This window comes from Amycolatopsis sp. NPDC058340 (genome assembly GCF_042723975.1).
Taxonomy (GTDB): Bacteria; Actinomycetota; Actinomycetes; order Mycobacteriales; family Pseudonocardiaceae; genus Amycolatopsis.
The window spans coordinates 13,879-31,211 of sequence record NZ_JBHXIB010000021.1 but is presented as its reverse complement, the minus strand read 5'-3'; the positions used below and the strand labels follow the sequence as shown (position 1 = coordinate 31,211).

16 protein-coding genes are annotated in these 17,333 nt (G+C 70.5%); 5 read left to right on the top strand and 11 right to left on the bottom strand.

Annotation, left to right across the window (positions count from 1 at the left end; all coding sequences use genetic code 11):
• Positions 1-16: 16 nt before the first annotated feature.
• The gene (locus tag ACFWIW_RS23065) at positions 17-1,480 is read right to left on the bottom strand and encodes a DNA-3-methyladenine glycosylase 2 family protein (RefSeq protein ID WP_378370320.1); all 1,464 of its coding nucleotides are present in this window, start codon (positions 1,478-1,480) and stop codon (positions 17-19) included.
• 56 nt (positions 1,481-1,536) lie between these two features.
• On the bottom strand, positions 1,537-2,217 hold the full coding sequence (locus ACFWIW_RS23060; RefSeq protein WP_378370319.1) for an HAD family hydrolase: 681 nt from the start codon (positions 2,215-2,217) through the stop codon (positions 1,537-1,539).
• 178 nt (positions 2,218-2,395) lie between these two features.
• Between ACFWIW_RS23060 and ACFWIW_RS23055 the strand changes: the two genes are divergently transcribed.
• A complete protein-coding gene (locus tag ACFWIW_RS23055; protein ID WP_378370318.1) occupies positions 2,396-3,295 on the top strand; it encodes a PAC2 family protein in 900 nt (299 codons plus the stop codon).
• Between the two features lie 58 nt (positions 3,296-3,353).
• Here ACFWIW_RS23055 and ACFWIW_RS23050 read toward each other — a convergent pair whose 3' ends face one another.
• From ACFWIW_RS23050 to ACFWIW_RS23040, 3 genes are read right to left on the bottom strand one after another with little or no spacing between them, the layout of a single operon-like run.
• The gene (locus ACFWIW_RS23050; protein WP_378370317.1) at positions 3,354-4,178 is read right to left on the bottom strand and encodes a metallophosphoesterase family protein; all 825 of its coding nucleotides are present in this window, start codon (positions 4,176-4,178) and stop codon (positions 3,354-3,356) included.
• A 15-nt stretch (positions 4,179-4,193) separates the two neighbouring features.
• Complete coding sequence (locus ACFWIW_RS23045; RefSeq protein ID WP_378370316.1) at positions 4,194-5,432, bottom strand: MFS transporter; 1,239 nt, start codon at positions 5,430-5,432, stop codon at positions 4,194-4,196.
• Positions 5,429-6,007, bottom strand: coding sequence for an ArsR/SmtB family transcription factor (locus ACFWIW_RS23040; RefSeq protein ID WP_378370405.1), 579 nt, complete (start codon positions 6,005-6,007; stop codon positions 5,429-5,431). The genes ACFWIW_RS23045 and ACFWIW_RS23040 overlap by 4 nt, the downstream gene beginning before the upstream one ends.
• Before the next feature lie 243 nt (positions 6,008-6,250).
• Between ACFWIW_RS23040 and ACFWIW_RS23035 the strand changes: the two genes are divergently transcribed.
• Positions 6,251-6,718: a MarR family winged helix-turn-helix transcriptional regulator gene (locus ACFWIW_RS23035; RefSeq protein ID WP_378370315.1), complete on the top strand. Its 468-nt coding sequence runs from the start codon at positions 6,251-6,253 to the stop codon at positions 6,716-6,718.
• A gap of 151 nt (positions 6,719-6,869) precedes the next feature.
• Entirely contained in the window at positions 6,870-8,477 is a 1,608-nt protein-coding gene (locus ACFWIW_RS23030; protein WP_378370314.1) for an ABC-F family ATP-binding cassette domain-containing protein, read from the top strand.
• A 50-nt stretch (positions 8,478-8,527) separates the two neighbouring features.
• Here ACFWIW_RS23030 and mshC read toward each other — a convergent pair whose 3' ends face one another.
• The 4 genes from mshC to ACFWIW_RS23010 form a co-directional block, all read right to left on the bottom strand.
• Positions 8,528-9,766, bottom strand: a complete 1,239-nt coding sequence (mshC, locus tag ACFWIW_RS23025; protein WP_378370313.1) for a cysteine--1-D-myo-inosityl 2-amino-2-deoxy-alpha-D-glucopyranoside ligase — start codon at positions 9,764-9,766, stop codon at positions 8,528-8,530.
• 75 nt (positions 9,767-9,841) lie between these two features.
• A complete protein-coding gene (locus tag ACFWIW_RS23020) occupies positions 9,842-10,606 on the bottom strand; it encodes a MerR family transcriptional regulator (RefSeq protein ID WP_378370312.1) in 765 nt (254 codons plus the stop codon).
• A 19-nt stretch (positions 10,607-10,625) separates the two neighbouring features.
• Complete coding sequence (locus ACFWIW_RS23015; RefSeq protein ID WP_378370311.1) at positions 10,626-12,581, bottom strand: hypothetical protein; 1,956 nt, start codon at positions 12,579-12,581, stop codon at positions 10,626-10,628.
• A 37-nt stretch (positions 12,582-12,618) separates the two neighbouring features.
• Positions 12,619-14,016 carry an ATP-binding protein gene (locus ACFWIW_RS23010; protein WP_378370310.1) on the bottom strand — a complete coding sequence of 466 codons (1,398 nt, stop codon included), beginning with the start codon at positions 14,014-14,016 and terminating at the stop codon, positions 12,619-12,621.
• 242 nt (positions 14,017-14,258) lie between these two features.
• Between ACFWIW_RS23010 and ACFWIW_RS23005 the strand changes: the two genes are divergently transcribed.
• Entirely contained in the window at positions 14,259-15,056 is a 798-nt protein-coding gene (locus ACFWIW_RS23005; protein WP_378370309.1) for a hypothetical protein, read from the top strand.
• Position 15,057: 1 nt separating this feature from the next.
• Here the strand turns inward: ACFWIW_RS23005 and ACFWIW_RS23000 are convergent, their stop codons facing one another.
• Together ACFWIW_RS23000 and ACFWIW_RS22995 are read right to left on the bottom strand one after the other, a co-directional pair.
• Positions 15,058-15,678, bottom strand: coding sequence for a VC0807 family protein (locus ACFWIW_RS23000; RefSeq protein WP_378370308.1), 621 nt, complete (start codon positions 15,676-15,678; stop codon positions 15,058-15,060).
• A complete protein-coding gene (locus ACFWIW_RS22995) occupies positions 15,675-16,559 on the bottom strand; it encodes an alpha/beta fold hydrolase (RefSeq protein ID WP_378370307.1) in 885 nt (294 codons plus the stop codon). The genes ACFWIW_RS23000 and ACFWIW_RS22995 overlap by 4 nt, the downstream gene beginning before the upstream one ends.
• A gap of 87 nt (positions 16,560-16,646) precedes the next feature.
• Here ACFWIW_RS22995 and ACFWIW_RS22990 point away from each other — a divergent pair, with 87 nt between their 5' ends.
• Positions 16,647-17,222 carry a TetR/AcrR family transcriptional regulator gene (locus ACFWIW_RS22990; protein WP_378370306.1) on the top strand — a complete coding sequence of 192 codons (576 nt, stop codon included), beginning with the start codon at positions 16,647-16,649 and terminating at the stop codon, positions 17,220-17,222.
• Positions 17,223-17,333 lie beyond the last annotated feature (111 nt).

Below are 17,333 nucleotides of genomic sequence, written 5' to 3'. Positions count from 1 at the left end.
GGCGCTCCTCGGGAAGTCAGGCGGCGGGCAGCCGGTTGATCGGGTGGTCTCCGGTCGCCCAGAGGTGCTGGACGGCGTAGGCGCGCCACGGACGCCAGCGTTCGGCGTGCGCGGCGAACGCGGCCGGGCCGAGCCCGAGCCCCTTCGCGGCGACCTTGACGCCGAGATCGGTGGGCAGGAACGCGTCGGGGTCGCCGAGCGAGCGCATCGCGATGCTTTCGACGGTCCACGGGCCGAAGCCGGGCAACGCGTGCAGCCGTTCGCGGGCGCGCTGCCAGTCGCTTCCCGTGCCGAGATCGAGTTCCCCGCCGTTCAGTTCGGCGACGAGGCCGAGCAGGGTCCGCTTGCGGCTCTGCGGCATCGCGAGGCTTTCCGGGTCGATCTCCGCGAGCGCGGCGGCGTCCGGGAAGACGTGGGTGAGCCCGCCGTCCGGATCGTCGACGGGGTCACCGTGCGCGAGGACCAGCCGGGCGGCGTGCGTGCGGGCGGCCGCGGTGGAGACCTGCTGCCCCAGGACCGCGCGGACGGCGAACTCGTCACCGTCGACCGTCCTCGGCACCCGTCTGCCCGGCGCGGCGGCCACGAGCGGCCCCAGCAGCGGGTCGGCGGCCAGCGCGTCGTCGACGGCGACCGGGTCGGCGTCGAGGTCGAGCAGACGGCGGCAGCGGCTGATCGCGGTCGAGAGATCCCGCAGATCCGACAGGGTGAGCCGGCAGCCGATGTAGCCGTCTTCCGGTTTGAGCGCGACGACGGCGGCGCCGTGCGGGAGCCGCAGCGTGCGGCGGTACGCGCCGTCGCGCCACTCCTCGACGCCGGGGACGCCGGTCGCGACGAGATGCCCGAAGAGGTTGTCCGGGAACAGCGGCTTCCGGTACGGCAGGCGCAGGTTCAGCGTCCCGGGCGCGGTCGACGGCGCGGTGCGGACGCGGGCCCGCAGTTCCGTCGGGGACAGGGCGAAGACCTCGCGGACCGTGTCGTTGAAGGTCCGGACGCTGCCGAACCCCGCGGCGAGGGCGACGTCGATCATCGACAGGCCGGTCGTCTCGATCAGCAGCCGCGCCGTCTGCGCCCGTTGCGCACGGGCGAGGCTGAGCGGGCCCGCGCCCAGTTCGGCGCGCACGTGCCGCTCCACCTGCCGGACGCTGTAGCCGAGCCGGGCGGCCAGCCCGCTCACGCCGTCGGTGTCGACGACGCCGTCGGCGATCAGCCGCATCGCCCGCGCCACCAGGTCCGCGCGTTCGTTCCACCGCGGCGACCCGGGGCTGGCGTCCGGACGGCACCGTTTACAGGCACGGAAACCGGCCTCCTGCGCGGCCGCCGCGCTCGGGTAGAACGTCATGTTCTCCGGCTTGGGCGGGACGACCGGGCAGCTCGCCCGGCAGTAGATCCGCGTCGTCAGGACGGCGGTGAAGAACCAGCCGTCGAACCGGGCGTCCTTCGCTTGGACCGCCCGGACGCAGCGCTCGAAATCCTCATGCACCAGGCCAGCATCACCGACCGCACCGGGCGCGGTCTAGCGGAAATGCGACATGGCGGTCAGGGCAGGAGCGCGGTCAGCGCCGGCACGTCGAGCCCGACCAGCGACGAGCGGAACACCCGCCGCTCCCCCGGCTCGACGTCGACGTCGTTCGGGATCACCACCACCGTGCAGCCCGCCGCGGCCGCGGAAGCCGCGCCAGGCGGTGAATCCTCGATCGCGACGCACCGAGAAGCCGGGACTCCCAGCAACTCCGCGGCCAGCTGATACGGCCTCGCGTCCGGCTTGTTCAGACCATCGACCTCGTCACCGCAGACCGTGGCGGCGAAGTACTCGCGGCCGATGGTGTTGAGCGCGAGTTCGGTCAGCGACCGTTCGGTGGAGGTCACCAGTGCCATCGGGACACCGTTGGCGCGCAACAGTTCGAGCAGCTCCTGCGCGCCGGGACGCCACGGAAGCGGGCCGTCGAAGAGGTTGGCCGTGCGGCGGCGGATCCACTGCCCCATCTCCGCGATCGACCCGGGCGTCACGGGCCTGGCGCACACTTCGAGCAGGAACGCGGCCGTGTCGTCCATATTGGACCCGACGAGACTCAGGCGCTGTTCCTCGGTCAGGGTGCCGCCGAGGCTTTCGACGGCCTCGTAGAGCGCGACGTCCCACAGCTTCTCCGAGTCGACCAGCGTGCCGTCCATGTCCCACAGCACGGCGGCTAGTCCGTCCGGTGTGGACGGTTCGGTCACGGCTCCCCCTCACGTTCGGTCAGGCCTTCCAAAGCCCACGGTAGCCGAGACGGATTCACGTCGACGGTCAGGTAGCTGCCCGAAATGTCACATTGTTCCGACTCCGCGCGATTCGTCCCCGCGAAACACCACCGGACATGCCCAACGGCGCACGGCCGCCTGGTCGTAGGCTGGTCCGGTGAGTGAGCCCGTCGACGAGACCCAGCGGCCCGGCCGCGACCACCCGGATGACACCAAGCCGATCATGATCGTCGCCTTCGAAGGATGGAACGACGCAGGTGACGCGGCCAGCCGGGCGGTCGAGCATCTCCAGCTCAACTGGGATGCGACCCCACTGAGCGAGCTGAGTCCTGACGAGTACTACGACTTCCAGGTCAGCAGACCGACCGTGCGCATGGTGGACGGCGTCACCCGGCGGGTCGACTGGCCGACCACGCGGCTGTCGGTGTGCCGCCCGGAGAGCTTCAGCCGGGACATCGTGCTGGTCCAGGGGCCCGAACCGAATATGCGCTGGCGCGCCTTCTGCGCCGAGCTGCTGGAGCAGATCCAGCAACTGGAAGTCTCCACCGTCGTCACCCTCGGCGCACTCCTGGCCGACACCGCGCACACCCGGCCCGTCCCGGTCACCGGGACGGCGTACGACAAGGACACCGCTTCGCAGTTCGGGCTGGAGCTGAACAACTACCAGGGACCGACGGGCATCGTCGGGGTCCTGCAGGACTACTGCGTGCAGGCGGGTGTCCCGGCGGTCTCGATCTGGGCGGCCGTGCCGCATTACGTCTCGCATCCGCCGTCGCCCAAGGCCACGCTGGCGCTGCTGCACAAACTCGAGGACGTCCTCGACGTCGAAATCCCGCTCGGTGCCCTTCCCGAGCAGGCTGAGGAGTGGCAGCGGACGGTCACCGAGATGGCCGAGGAGGACGAGGAGATCAGCGAGTACGTCCGGGGGCTCGAGGAGCGCGGCGACGCGGAGACCGAGTTCACGCTGGACGACGTCAGCGGGGACAAGATCGCGGCCGAGTTCGAGCGGTACCTGCGGCGCCGCCGCCCCGGCCAGGACGGTCCCGGCCGCGGCTGAACCTCCGGCCTCGTGAGTGGCGAGGACGGTTAGAACCGTCCTCGCCACTCACGAGGCGTCAGAAGATGCGCCGCAGCGGGATCGGCCCCCGTGCCCGCTTCCGCCACTCACGCGGATAGCCGAGCGAGACCTCCTCGAACCGCACGCCGTCCGCCTCCGTGGAGCGCGGGATGTGCAGATGCCCGTAGACGGCGACCTCGGCACGGAACCGCAGATGCCAGTCCTCGGTCTCGGTCGTCCCGCACCACAGCGCGAACTCCGGGTAGTACAGCGGTTCGGTCGGGTGGCGGTGCAGCGGCCAGTGCGACATGAGGATCGTCCCGTGGTCCTCGGGGATCGCCTCCAGCCGTTCCGTGCTGATCTTCACCCGGTCGGCGCACCACGCCTGCCTGCTGGGATACGGATCGGGGTGCAGGAAGAACTCGTCCGTGCACAGCACGCCTGCTTCGCGCGCCTGCTCGATGGCCGTCAGCATCGGCAGCCCGTCGGCGAGCGGGGTCCGCCAGCTGTAGTCGTACAGGACGAACAGCGGGGCGATCGTCAGCGGCTTGTCTTGGTGCTCCCACACCGGGTACGGATCCTCCGGGGTGAGGACGTCGATCTCGCGGCAGCGTTCGACCAGATGCTCGTAGCGCGCCTGTCCGCGCAGCTGACATTCGTCCTTCTGGGTGGTCCACAGTTCGTGGTTTCCGGGTACCCAGACGACCTTCGCGAAGCGTTCGCGCAAGGTCTTGAGCACCCCGATCACGGATTCGGCGCGTTCGGCGACGTCACCGGCCACGAGCAGCCAGTCGTCGGGGGTACGGGGGACGACCTCGTCGACGAGCGGGGCGTTGCCCTCATGGGTGACGTGGAGGTCGCTGGTGGCGAAGAGATGCGGCACTCCACCACCGTAGCTTCACCCGGTCCGGGGAACCGCCGGAATCGCGTCGGCGCGCAGCCTGCCCGACGCCGACACACCCAGCACGATCAACGCCGAGACGGTGTGCAGACCCGCCTGCACGTTCAGCAAGACCCCCGTGCCCAGCACGTCCAGCAGCCAGCCCGTCAGCAGAGCCCCCAGCGCGGTGAAGCCCGCGGTCCCGGCGAACACGGTGCTCAGCACACGGCCGGAGCGTTCCGGTGACGCGGCGGTCTGGACCAGCGAGAGCAGCCCGGATCCGGCGAGCACCCCGGGGGCGCCGACCAGACCGAAAAGCCCGAGGAAGACGCCCAGTGACGCGGTCAGCGCGGGCAGGTTCCAGATCACCGCCGACAACAGGCCGAGCGCGAGCCCTCCCCAACCGAGCAGCGCGGCGGGGGCGACCTTCCGGGCAACGGTGGCGACGGCGAATCCCGCGGCCAGCCCGCCGAGCGCCTGTACGCCGCGAAGCAAGCCGACGTCGCCTTCGGTGCCGTCGAGGATGTCGAGCACGAAGACCACGAACAGCACCAGGAACATCCCCTGCGCCAGCGACGTCAGCACCACGACGACACCGGCGAGGCGAAGGCGCCCTTCGCGGCCGATCTCGTGGAGCCCGTCGAGCCACGCCCTCAACACCGGTTCGTGCGGTCCGGCCGGTTTCGGCGCGGCGACCCGCCGGAACGGACGCGCCAGCAGGGCCGACCCGATCACCAGTACGCCGAGATAGGCCACCACGACCCAGCCCAGACCGCCGAATCCGAGCAGGAGACCGCCCGCCCAGCCGCCGGCGAGCCGCGCGACACTGCCGTTGATGCTCATCAGGCCGTTGGCGCCGATCAGCTCGCCGGGAGGGACCAGTTCGGGCACGAGCGCGTTGCGTGCGGGCTCGAACAACGAAGCCAGACCCGCCTGCGCGGCCATCACCCCGTAGATCACGAAGACCGGGCCGCCGGACGCGACGAACAGCAGAGGCAGCGCCACGAACGCCTGTCCGGCGCACACCACGCACAGCACCAGCCGCCGGTTCCAGCGGTCCGCGATCACGCCGGCCACCGGGCTCAGCATCACCGCGGGGACAAGGCCGAGGACGATGCTCAACGCCGTGGTGGCCGCCGAACCGGTCGCCTGGAAGACGAACACCGGCAACGCGATCTGCAGCATCCACTCGGCGGTCTCGGAGAAGAAGGCGGCGATCCACAACCGCGCGAACGCGGGATCCCTCAACGGTTTCATCTGCTCGGCTTCCCCTCGGCGTCGATGCGGAGGAACGCCCGCAGTCCCAAGTGGACCGGGAGGGCTTCCGCTGGAGCGTCTTCACGGATCGCGCCGACGTAGGGCCGCACGAGCGCGTCGATCCGCTGGACCAGCTCGTCCAGCTCGCCGGCGGTCACCCGCAGCGAGTAGTTGTTGATCCCCGACGCGTCCCGCCACTCCTTGCCGAGCCGGTCGGCGGCGTCGAGGTAGCGCTCGGTCAGCTCCTTCTCCCGCGCGAGGGTCGTCCCCACGACCGCCAGCTGCGCCCCTCGCAGCTCCGGGTCGTCACCGAACTCGATGCCGACCTGGCACGCCCGCCACGGCCGCTCCCGCCCGTCCTCCCCTTCGACCCGCTCCACGAGACCGTGCCGCGCCAGCTGACGCAGATGCCAGCTGCAGTTCGAGGCGGTCGAGCCGACGGCAGCCGCGCATTCACTCGCGGTCCGCGGGCCGACCGCCATGAGGTGGTCCACCAGCGCCGAACGCAGCGGATGCGCCAACGCCCGCATCAGCTCGACGTCTTCGATCCGCTTGCGCGGCGGCAACCCGGTCATCGCCCGATCCAATCTGAAAGACATCTTTCGAAAGTCCTCTTTCAGGTTCACAGGCGGCCGTCCGTAAGTCAAGACGCGCCATGGAGCCCACCCGGCGAGTTCCGCCTCCGATCACGCGAGTTCCGCCCTCAATCACGCGAATACCGCGCCCGGACACGCGAGTCACGCTCCGGATACCCTTGCCGAAGCAGTTGCTGCACAGGACAGCAACTGCCCAGCTCAACTACTGCCCCAGGGAAGCACATGCCTGACCAGCGAGAACTCGCCACCGCGGCGGCTTTGGAGATCCCCCGCTTCGTCAGCGCGACCGTCCTGTTCCAGACGGCCATGGCGGAACGGCTCGGGATCAGTCCCACCGAGCTGCACGGGCTCCAGCTGGTCATCAGCGGTGCCGCGACCTCGCCGACCCAGCTGGCGCGGGCGCTCGGCATGACCACCGGCGCGGTGACGCGGATGCTCGACCGCATGGAGGAGCGGCGACTGGTCGAGCGCGTCCCCGATCCCGCCGACCGTCGCCGCCTCGCGATCCGCCCGCTCCCCGACCGGCTCGACGACGTCGCCGACCTCTACTCCCCCATGGCCCGGTTCTTCGGCGACCGCCTCGGCAAGCTCGACCGGCGCCAGCTCGCCGCACTGCTCGGCGTCCTGACCGACGGGCGCGCGTTCGCCGAACACGAGGCCGCCCGCCTGCGCTCCGAAAACAGGGGTTGACTAACGCTACAGGTGTTGCGTTAGACTGTGCGCATCATGGACAACTGACATCGCGCCTTCCCCGCTCCGAGGCGGCTTCGGTCGAGCACCGCTCCCGTAAGCCACGAAGCCCGGCGGGGGTTCCCTGTCCGAAGAAGCACGGTGATGTCGTATGTCTCTTTCCCTGATCGCCAAGGACCTCGTCCACTCCTACGGCGCCCGCGTCGTTCTCGACGGCGTGAATCTGACCGCTTCGGCCGGGCAACGGCTCGGACTGGTCGGCGAGAACGGCGTCGGCAAGTCCACGCTCCTGCGTTTGCTGGCCGGTGTCGAAGAGCCGCAGGGTGGCGAGGTGCTCCGGGGCGACGACCTCGGATTCCTCTTGCAGGAGCTGCCTTTCCCGCTGACAGCGAGGTTCTCCGACGTCATCGACGACGCGCTCGCCGAGATCCGGCGAACGTCGGCGAGACTCGACGAACTGACCGAGGCGCTCGCTCGGCAGCCGGACGACGCCGCCGTGCTCGACGAGTACGGCACGGTGCTCGAATGGGCCCAGGCCCACGACCTGTGGGACGCCGACCGGCGTGCCGAGGTCGTGTGCGCCGGGCTCGGGCTGGGCGGGATCGACCCGGCGCGCGAACTGGGCACGCTGTCGGGCGGCCAGCGGTCGCGGCTCGGCCTCGCCGCGTTGCTGATCCGGCGGCCGGGCACCCTCGTGCTGGACGAGCCGACGAACCATCTCGACGACGCCGCGATGGAGTTCCTCGAACAGCATCTCGCTTCGCTGACCGGCGTCGTCGTGCTGTCGTCGCACGATCGCGTGTTCCTGGACGCGGTGTGCACCGACATCGTCGACCTCGACCCTGCGCTGGGCGGCCCGACCCGGTACGGCGGCACGTATTCCGACTACCTGGACCGGAAACGGGCCGAACGGGCGCGCTGGGAACAGCGCTACGCCGAGGAACAGGACGAGCTCAAGGAACTGCGTGAATCCGTGGCCGTCACCGCGCGCGACGTCGCGCACAACCGGCCGCAGCGCGACAACGCCAAGATGCTCTACGACTTCAAGACCGGGAGGGTGCAGAAGCAGATCTCACGCCGGGTCCGCAACGCCCAGCTGCGGCTGGACGAACTGGAACGCGACCAGGTGCGGAAGCCGCCCGCGCCGCTGCGGTTCCAGGGCGATCTGACCGGCGCGCCCGGCGAGGGGAAGACGGCGATCTCGGTGCGGGACATCGAGATCGCGGGACGGCTGCGGCTGGCGACCTTGGACGTCACGACCACGTCGAGGCTCCTGATCACCGGCGGCAACGGCGCCGGGAAATCGACGCTGCTGTCCGTCCTCGCCGGCGCGCTGACCCCGGACTCCGGGACCGTCCTTTCCGGACGCGGGGTGCGCATCGGCCTGCTGGCACAGGACGTCGCGTTCGCCGAGCCGGAGAAGACAGCTCAACGGACCTACGCCGAAGCCCTCGGCGAAGACGCTCCCCCGTTGCGCGGGCTGGGGTTGCTGGCCCCGCGCGATCTCGGGACCAGGGTGGGCGCGTTGTCGGTCGGGCAGCGGCGACGGCTCGCGCTGGCGCTGCTCATCGCCGACCCGCCGGAGGTCCTCCTGCTGGATGAGCCGACGAACCACATCTCGCTCACCCTGGCCGAGGAGTTGTTCACCGCGCTCGATTCCGCGCCGGGTGCCGTCGTCATCGCTTCTCACGATCGATGGCTGCGGCGGGACTGGGCGGGTGACCACCTCCGGCTGGAAGCCGGTCGCGTCGCCGTGTAGGGCGTTATACACACTGCTGGGGCGGCTTTCGTCCGCCCCAGCAGTGGTTTTCAGAGCTCGATGCCGAGCAGTGCGTCGACCGCGTTGCGGATCAGCCCCGGCGCGGCCGGGTCGGTGCCGGAACGGTTCAGCGCCTGCTCCACCCAGGCGTCGACGGCCGCGAGCGCCTTGGGCGTGTCGAGGTCGTCGGTGAGGTGGTCGCGCAGACGCGCGACGGTGTCCTCCGCAGCGGGGCCCGTGCCGAGGGAGACCGCTTCACGCCAGCGCGCCAGCCGCGCTTCGGCGTCCGTCTGCAGCTGCGCGGTCCACGGCCGGTCCTCGCGGTAGTGGCCGGCGAACAGCGCGAGCCGGATGACGCCCGGGTCGACCTTGTCGGCCCGCAGACGCGAAACGAACACGAGGTTCCCGCGCGACTTCGACATCTTCTCGCCGTCGAGGCCGATCATCCCGGCGTGCACGTAGTGCCGTGCGAACGGCCTGTCCCCCGCGACCGCCTCCGCGTGCGCGGCGCTGTACTCGTGGTGGGGGAAGATCAGGTCAGAGCCACCGCCCTGGACGTCGAAACCGAGACCGAGCCGGTTGACCGCGATCGCGCTGCACTCGATATGCCAGCCGGGCCTGCCCGCGCCCAGTTCCGACTCCCACGACGGCTCGCCCGGGCGCGCCATCCGCCACAGCAGCGCGTCCAGCGGGTGCTGTTTGCCGGGGCGGTCCGGGTCGCCGCCGCGTTCGGCGAAGAACTTCGCCATGGTCTCGGCGTCGTAGTTCGACTCGGAACCGAAGTGCCCGGTGGCGTTGTGGTCGAAGTAGATGTCCGGGTACTCCGCGTCGTCCGCGCGGTAGGCGCTACCGTTGGCCAGCAGCTTCGCGATGACCTCGACGATCTCCGGGATGCTCTCGACGGCACCGACGAACTGCCGCGGCGGCAGCACCCGCAACGCGGTCATGTCCTCGCGGAACAGCGCCGTCTCGCGCATGCCGAGGACGACCCAGTCGTCCTTGTCCCGCTCGGCGCGCTCCAACAGGGGCTCGTCGATGTCCGTCACGTTCTGCACATAGTGGACTTCGTGCCCGGCGTCCCGCCACAGGCGGTTCACCAGGTCGAACGTCAGGTACGTGGCCGCGTGCCCCAGATGGGTGGCGTCGTACGGCGTGATGCCGCAGACGTACATCCGGGCGGTGGGCCCGGGCGCGGTGGGACGGATCTGTCCCGTCGCGGTGTCGTGGAGCCGCAGCGGACGGGGGGTGCCGGGGATACGGGGCACGTCGACCGATGACCAAGTCTGCATACCCCGACTGTAAGCGGAGCCGCCGCGCCGTTCCCGCCCGGTGGGAGACGAACACGGCCGGAGTAACCGGATCCCCTATCCGGCTGCCCGGTCCGCGTTGGCGTGGACGGCGTCCCGGATGTACTCGCCGAGGCCCGGCCGCTGGTCCGGCTCGCGCACCAGGAAGCCGAGCTGGACCGGTTCGGTCGCGTACAGCCCGGCGAGCTCACGGTGCGTCGCGAGGTCGCAGTCACCCATGAACGCCGCGAGCATCCGGCGGTGTTCCTCGGCGAGGTCCATCGCCGGGGAGCTGTCGGCGGGCGCGCCGGAGTCGAAGACGGCGAGCAACCGCCGGACCCAGTCCTCCCGGGCTTTCTCCGCTGCGAGCCATTCCTCCTTGGACCGCGGCACGGCCGCCGCCCGCCACTGCGGGGTCTCGCCCCACCGGCGGACGGCCTCCTCCGCGTAGCCCTCCGGCTCGCGGAACTCGCCGAAGACCTCGAACCGCTCTTCCGCGGTCAGCGCGCTCCCGACCTCCTTCGCCGCGATCACCCGCTCGACGGATTCGGCCATCCGCGTCAGCTCGCCGATCCGGTCGGCGAGCAGCGCGCGCTGACGCCGCAGGTGCTCCAGCGCGTCCACGCCCGGGTCTTCGATCATCTTCGCGATCGTCTCGAGGCCGAACCCGAGCTCCCGGTAGAACAGGACGCGCTGGAGCCGGTCGAGGTCGTCGTCGCTGTAGCTGCGATACCCGGCGGCCGTCCGCCCGCTCGGGGACAGCAGGCCGATCTCGTCGTAATGGTGCAGCGTGCGCACGGTGACGCCCGAGAGCGCCGCGACCTTCCCCACCGAGTACCCCATCGGCTCAGCGTAGGTGAGTTCAGCGCCTCCTGGTCCGCAGGTAGTCGCCGACCACGGCGGCGCCGAGCCCGTCGAGATCGGGAGCGACCACCCGGCCACCGGAGCGGCGGGCGAGCAGGTCGACGAACTCCGTCAGGCGCGGGTCGTCCCCGAGCCGGAACACCGTCACCGACGCGCCCAGCTTCGCCATCCGGTCCACCTCGGACAGGGTCTTCAGCAGTGTCCTCGGCTGGGGCGGGTAGTCGAATTCCGCCGATCCGTCCGGTTCCAGGTGCGCGGTCGGCTCGCCGTCGGTGACCATCAGGACCACCGGCCGCGCGTCGGGGTGCCGCCGCAGATGCCGTCCGGCCAGGAGCAGGGCGTGATGGGCGTTGGTGCCCTGTTCCCAAGCGCCTTCCAGACCCACCAGTTCGGCCAGTTCGACCGACGTCGCGTAGCGGCCGAACGTGATCAGCTGGAGGGCGTCGTTGCGGAACCGGGTGCTGATCAGCTGGTGCAGCGCGAGCGCCGTCCGCTTCATCGGCAGCCAGCGGCCCTCCTGCACCATCGACCACGAGGTGTCCACGAGCAACGCCACCGCCGCGCGCGACCGGTGCTCGGTCTCGATCACCTCGACGTCGGAAACGTCCATCCGGACCGATCGCTCCCCCACCGAAACCGAGCGCAGGACGGCGTTGCGGACCGTCCTGGAGACGTCCCACGGCTGCATGTCCCCGAACCGCCACGGCCTGGTCGCGCCGGTCGGCTCGCCCGCGGCGCCGGCGGACTCGGTCTCCCGCTGCCCGGTCTTGCCGCGCAGCGCGTGTACGACGTCCGCGAGCGCCGTCTCGCCCAGCCTTCGCAAAGCCTTGGGAGACAAGCGAAGCGTGCCATCGGGAGCACGTTCGAAAAGTCCTTGCCGCCGGAGCTCGCGTTCCAGTTCGGACAGCCGCCGCGCGTCGACACCGGCGTCCGGCCCGAGCTGGCGCCTCAGCGCGTCGACGTCGATGTCCTCCAGCCTTGCGCCGGGATACGACTGGCCGAGCTGTTCGGCCAGCGCGTCCAGTTCGGCGAGATCGGACATCGCCCGGGCACCCTCACCGAGGCCCAGTGGATCGTTGCCACGGAAGCGTTCCGAGGAGGTCCAATCCTCACCAGGCCGCAACGCCCGCAGCTGGGCATCCAAAGTGGACAGTTGCTGTGCGAGCCTGGGGTCGCCGAACGCCTGCTGTGACAGTTCGGCCAGTTCGGCCCGCTGTTCCGGGGTCATCGAGTTCAGCATCCGTTGCGCGGCCGCGGCGCGAGCGGCGAGGACGTCGATCAGCTCTTCGACGTTCTTCGGGTGCTCCGGGAAGAACTCGCCGTGCTGACGCATGAACTCCGCGAACCGCTCCGGGACGTCCTCACGACCTTGGGCATGTGCGGCCAGGAGGTCGTTGAGGTCGGCGAGCATGCGGTTCGCCTGCTCGACCTGTTCCGGCCCCGCGTTCCGCAGTGCCTCCTTCATCCCCTCGAAACGGGAATCCAGGAGCTCACGGCCGAGCAGGTCACGGATCTTCTCGTAGTTCTCCCTGCCTTCTCGCGAACGCCAGTCGTACTCGGCGAGTTCGCGCACCGCCGCGGCCGTCCCCGGCGGCAACGCGTCCAGCTGTGCTTCACGGAAACGGGCGTCGTCGTCCGGGTCGGGGAACAGCTCGCGCCGCTCGGCCTCCAGCGCCTGGTCGAGAAGCCGCTGGACCTCTTGGAGCGTGCCGTCGAGCCGGTGCCGCCGCTGGATCTCAGACCGGCGCTGCCAGAGCCGTCTGGTCAGCTCGTCGAGCCCGGCGGTGCGCGGGGTGCCGCGCCGCAGCAGCTCTTCCAGCGCGGACCGGGGCGAGGCGCCCGCCATGACGTCGCGGCCGATCTCGTCGAGCGCGTCCCGCAGATCCGCGGGCGGCGCCAGCGGATCCGGGCCGTCGTGCCACGGCCCGTACGAATAGCCCTCCGGCTGTGTCATCGCCGCCTCCGCGGGAAAAAGTACGTCGGCGGGAAACTCATCGGCCGTAGACGGTCGTCGAGTCGTCGGAATCCTTGGCGAGTCTCCTCGACAGGAACAGCGATTCCAGCGCCAGCTCGACCGCCGCCGCGATCCGCCCGGCCGGTTCGTCGGGGGCCACGCCCGCACGCGCCGCGACGTCGTGCAGCACCGGCAGTTCCGGCAGCGCGGCGAGGACGTCCTTGCCGGGCACGCGTTCTCCGGTGGCGACCAGATGCCCGGACTCGACGGCGTCGGCCAGCGGCAGCAGGTCCAGTCCGGCGAACCGCGAGCGGGCCGTCTCCGCGACCGCCCGGCGCAGCAGGTGCACGAGGTGTTCGGTCTCGCGTCCCTCCTCCCCCGGCTCGAATTCGAGCTTGCCGCGCAGGACGGCGGGTACGGCGTCGAGATCGACCGGGCGCGCCACCGCGGGTTCCTCGCCGGTCAGCGCGGACCGGCGCAGCGCGGCGGCGCCGACCGTTTCCGCCGCCGCGACGGCGAACCGGGCCGAAACACCGGACCGCTGGTCGATCGCGGGCGACTCGCGCAGATTCCGCACGAACCGGGCGAGCACCTCCAGCAACGGCTCGCCGACCTCGGCGACCAGCCGCGCCTCCTGCCGGACGACGGCGATCTCCGCCTCGACGTCGAGTGGGTAGTGGGTGCGGATCTCGGCACCGAACCGGTCCTTGAGCGGGGTGATGATGCGGCCGCGGTTGGTGTAGTCCTCGGGGTTGGCCGTCGCCACCAGCAGCACGTCCAGCGGCAGGCGCAGGGTGTAGCCGCGCACCTGGATGTCGCGTTCCTCCATCACGTTCAGCAGTGCGACCTGGATCCGCTCGGCGAGGTCCGGCAGCTCGTTGATCGCCACGATGCCGCGGTGGGCACGCGGGACGAGTCCGAAGTGGATGGTCTCGGGATCGCCGAGGCTGCGGCCTTCCGCGACCTTCACCGGGTCGACGTCGCCGATGAGGTCACCGACCGAGGTGTCCGGTGTGGCCAGCTTCTCCGTGTACCGCTCGTCGCGGTGGCGCCAGGTCACGGGCAGAGCGTCACCGAGTTCGGCGGCCCGGCGGCGCGACTCCGGGGTGATCGGGTCGAGCGGGTGTTCACCCAGCTCGGCACCCTCGATGACGGGCGTCCATTCGTCGAGAAGTCCCATGAGGGTCCGCAACAGCCGGGTCTTGCCCTGGCCGCGTTCGCCGAGGAGGACGACGTCGTGCCCGGCCAGCAGCGCGCGTTCCAGTTGCGGCAGCACCGTGCGCGAGAAACCGACGATGCCGGGCCAGGCGTCTTCGCCGGCACGGAGTTTGGCGAGCAGGTTGTCGTGCAGTTCTTGGTTGATCGACCGCGGCAGGTGACCCGCCGCGCGGAGGTCCCCGGCGGTCCGGGGCAGGTTTGCGGGAACATCGTTCACCCGTTCGACGCTACGTCGCGGGCGTGGCCGCTGTCGACGTGAAGCAACTCCAGCTCCGCATCAACCGTTCGGTTGATCGATCTTCGAAAGAACGGTCGATGTGCCGACGGCGTCCGTCCGGGAGGCTTGAGGTATGGCGCCCGTCCGAGGTCGTTGTCCACCCCCTGGAGAGAGGAGAAGTCAAGCCGGGGTTAACCCGCCCATTTCCTGGTTTCGCCGAAAGCACGACTAAAATCAGTCCGGTGTGCCGTCCTAGTGCGACCCTCGCGGTCTGGTCTTCGGCGTGGCTGAACGGAGCCGCGGCCTCCGACGACGTCCTTGACGCCCTGCAGGTCTGGGGCGAAGCCCACGACTTCGTCGCCGCGGACGCGGCCGCCGCCGAGGCGTTCGACCTGCCGCTCGCGTTCAACCGGGCCGCGACCCCGGTCCAGCTGCTGCTCGCCCTCCGGTCGCAGGGGGCGAAGAGCATGCAGCTGCTGCTCCCGGTACCCGGTGACGTGCGAGGGCTCGGTGGCGGCGGACCGTTCGCCGCGGCCGCGCTGCGGACCGGCGAGGCCGTGGTGCTGCCGGATCTCGGCTACGGGGTGGTCCCCGAGGCGATCGCCGAAGGTCTCATGCGCTGGACCGTGTACTCGGTGCCCATGCCGGGCGTCCTCGAGTACCGCCCGTTGGGCGACGCCGAACACGGCCTGACCGACGCGATCCGCGCGAGCGCGGGTGCGCTGCAGGCACTGGACGTCGCCAGCGAACGTCCTGGGGTGCGGGCGGAGCTCTCGGCACGGCTCCGCGCGGCCACCGACGCCCCCTGGCCGGCCGGAATGCCCAGCCGGGCGCTGCGGGTGCTCCAGCGATCCCAGGAGATCGCGGCGATCCTCGCCATCGCCGAATCCGACGATCCGGGCGGAGCGCTCTCTTCGTCGGCGGCGCTCCGGCGGGCGGAAGCCTTGCGGCCGCTGACCGAAGCCGTCCGCAACGCCCGATGCGCGGCGATCAACGAGGCGGTGCGGGTGTTCGCCGAGCAGGCGGACAGGCACCCGTAGGTCACGCGGCCAGGGTGCGCTTCCGCTGGATCCTTTCGGCGTACCGGACGGACCACAGCGAAAGCCCGCCGATGACGGCGAGAAGCAGGATCACGCTGAGCGCGTTCATCACGTCGGCCGGCAAGGTGTAGACCAGCGGCACCCGGATCGCGGCCTCCAGCAACAGCGCCACTCCCCACACCGCCGACATCCGGGTGAACACCCGCCGGAACGCGGGGACTTCGTCGACGAGCCGGTCGATCTCGGCGCGTTTCGCCGCGCTGGAACCGGCCCGCACGGCGACGAGCACCATGGGCGTGCGGCTGAAGCAGCTCAGCAACAGCACGAGCGCGGCGGTCGCGGTGGCGAAGGATTCCTTGAGCAGCAGGAATTTCGCGTCACCGGTGACCAGCGAGAGCACGAGCCCGACACCGAGCACACCGGCCAGCAACGCGGCGAAGCCGTCGAAAGCCCGGTCGCGGACGGCGACCCATGCGATCCGCGCCGCGGCCAACCCCGCCCCGGCCAGCAGGGAAACCTGCTCGCTCTGGCCGGCGAGCCGAAGCCCGTAGTAGGCGGCCAAAGGAACCGCGACGTCCCACAGTAGCAACGACAGCGTCGGGTTCTTGCCGCGCGCGGTCACGAGTCCGCTTCGCAGTCGGCCAGGAACTCCAGGACACGGGTGTTGACCTCCGCCGCGGATTCGCCGGCGATGGCGTGGGTCGCCGACGGCCACAGTTCGACCTGCCCCCGCGTCAGGAGCTCACGTGCGCGAGCGGCCGCGCGTTCCGGATCGTGGATGACGCTGCGCCCGGCGATCAAGGCCAGCACGGGCATCCGGAGTGAGCGCAACTGCTCGTCGGAGAACAACCTCGGCGACGGCAGGGCGATGCGGTAGGTCCGCATCCCCTCGTCGATCACCCGCGCGACCGGATCCGTGGCGTCGACCTCCGCGCCACCGGAGATCCAGTTGAGGAACGAGGGGCGGGCCCAGCGGTTGACGCCGGGGATAGCGGCGAGCGTGGCGCGGACGACCAGTCCCGCGGTCAGTCCGCCGAAGGTCAGCACGGGGTCGATCAAGGTGAGCGACCTCAGCCGTTCCGGCACCCGTACCGCGAGATTGGCGGCGAGCCAGCCACCGAACGAGTACCCGATCAGGTGCACCGTCGGCAGGTCGAGTTCCGCGAGCACCGTGCTCAGCCACGCGGCCTGGTCCACGCCGTCGCGGATCGGCACGGTCTGTTCGCTGCGGCCCGGCTCGCCGATGAGGTCCACCGCGTAGACCTCGCCGTGCCGGAGCAGCGCCGCGAGGTTGGGTTCCCACATCACCGCGGTGCCCGCGCGACCGGGCAGCAGCACGATCGGTGTCCCGCCTGGTGACCCGAACCGGTACACGCGCGCCACCCCGAACGCCGTCTGGATGTCGTGGACACCGGCCGGCGCGGGCAAGGCCGCCAGACCTCGTTCGTACACGGCCTCGTATTCGGCTCGCGCCGCCGACGAGGCGAAACCGCCCACCTTCATGCACACCCTCCTCTTTACGGTACGATCGGATTGTAAACAGTTGGTGAGACGTTTGCAATCCGATCGGACTGCCAAAAGGAGGATTGGGTGCCCAAACGCGTCGATCACGAGGACCGACGGCGGCAGATCGCCGCCGCCGTCCGGCGCATCGCGGCCGACAGAGGACTCGAAGGGGTCAGCCTGAACGAGGTCGCGGCCGAAGCCGGCATCTCGAAAGGGTTCGTCCAGCACTACTTCGCGTCACGGGACGAGATGCTGCGCTTCGCGGCGACCACCTTGCGTGGTGCGGTCGAAGACCGCATCGCCACTCCGGCCCCGAATGAGATCCGTGTCCGGGACCTGCTGATCGCCTTGCTCCCCCTCGACGACGCCGGCCGGGACGACGCGCTGGTCGCCAACGCCTTCCTCGTGCGCGCGCTCAAGGATCCGGAGATCGCCGGTCACTTCCGGACCGGCCACGGACTGCTTCGCGACGCGGTGGCGGCCCTGCTCGCCGCCGCCCAGGCGGAGGGTGATGTCGCGCCCTCTGTCGACCCGGCCGCCGAAGCTGTCCTTCTGCTGGCCCTGGTTTCCGGCCTCGGTGACGCCGTGCTGCTCGGCTACCAATCCGGCGACGAGGCGATCGCCCTGATCGATCTCCACCTGTCGAGGATCGCCGCCTGACCTCGTGAGTGGCGGGGGCGGGTTTAAACCGCCACCCCCCCCACCCCGGCGGGGCCGGGCGGTTAAAAAACAAATAACCGGCCGACCAGAGTACGAGTGTATTAAAAGGGG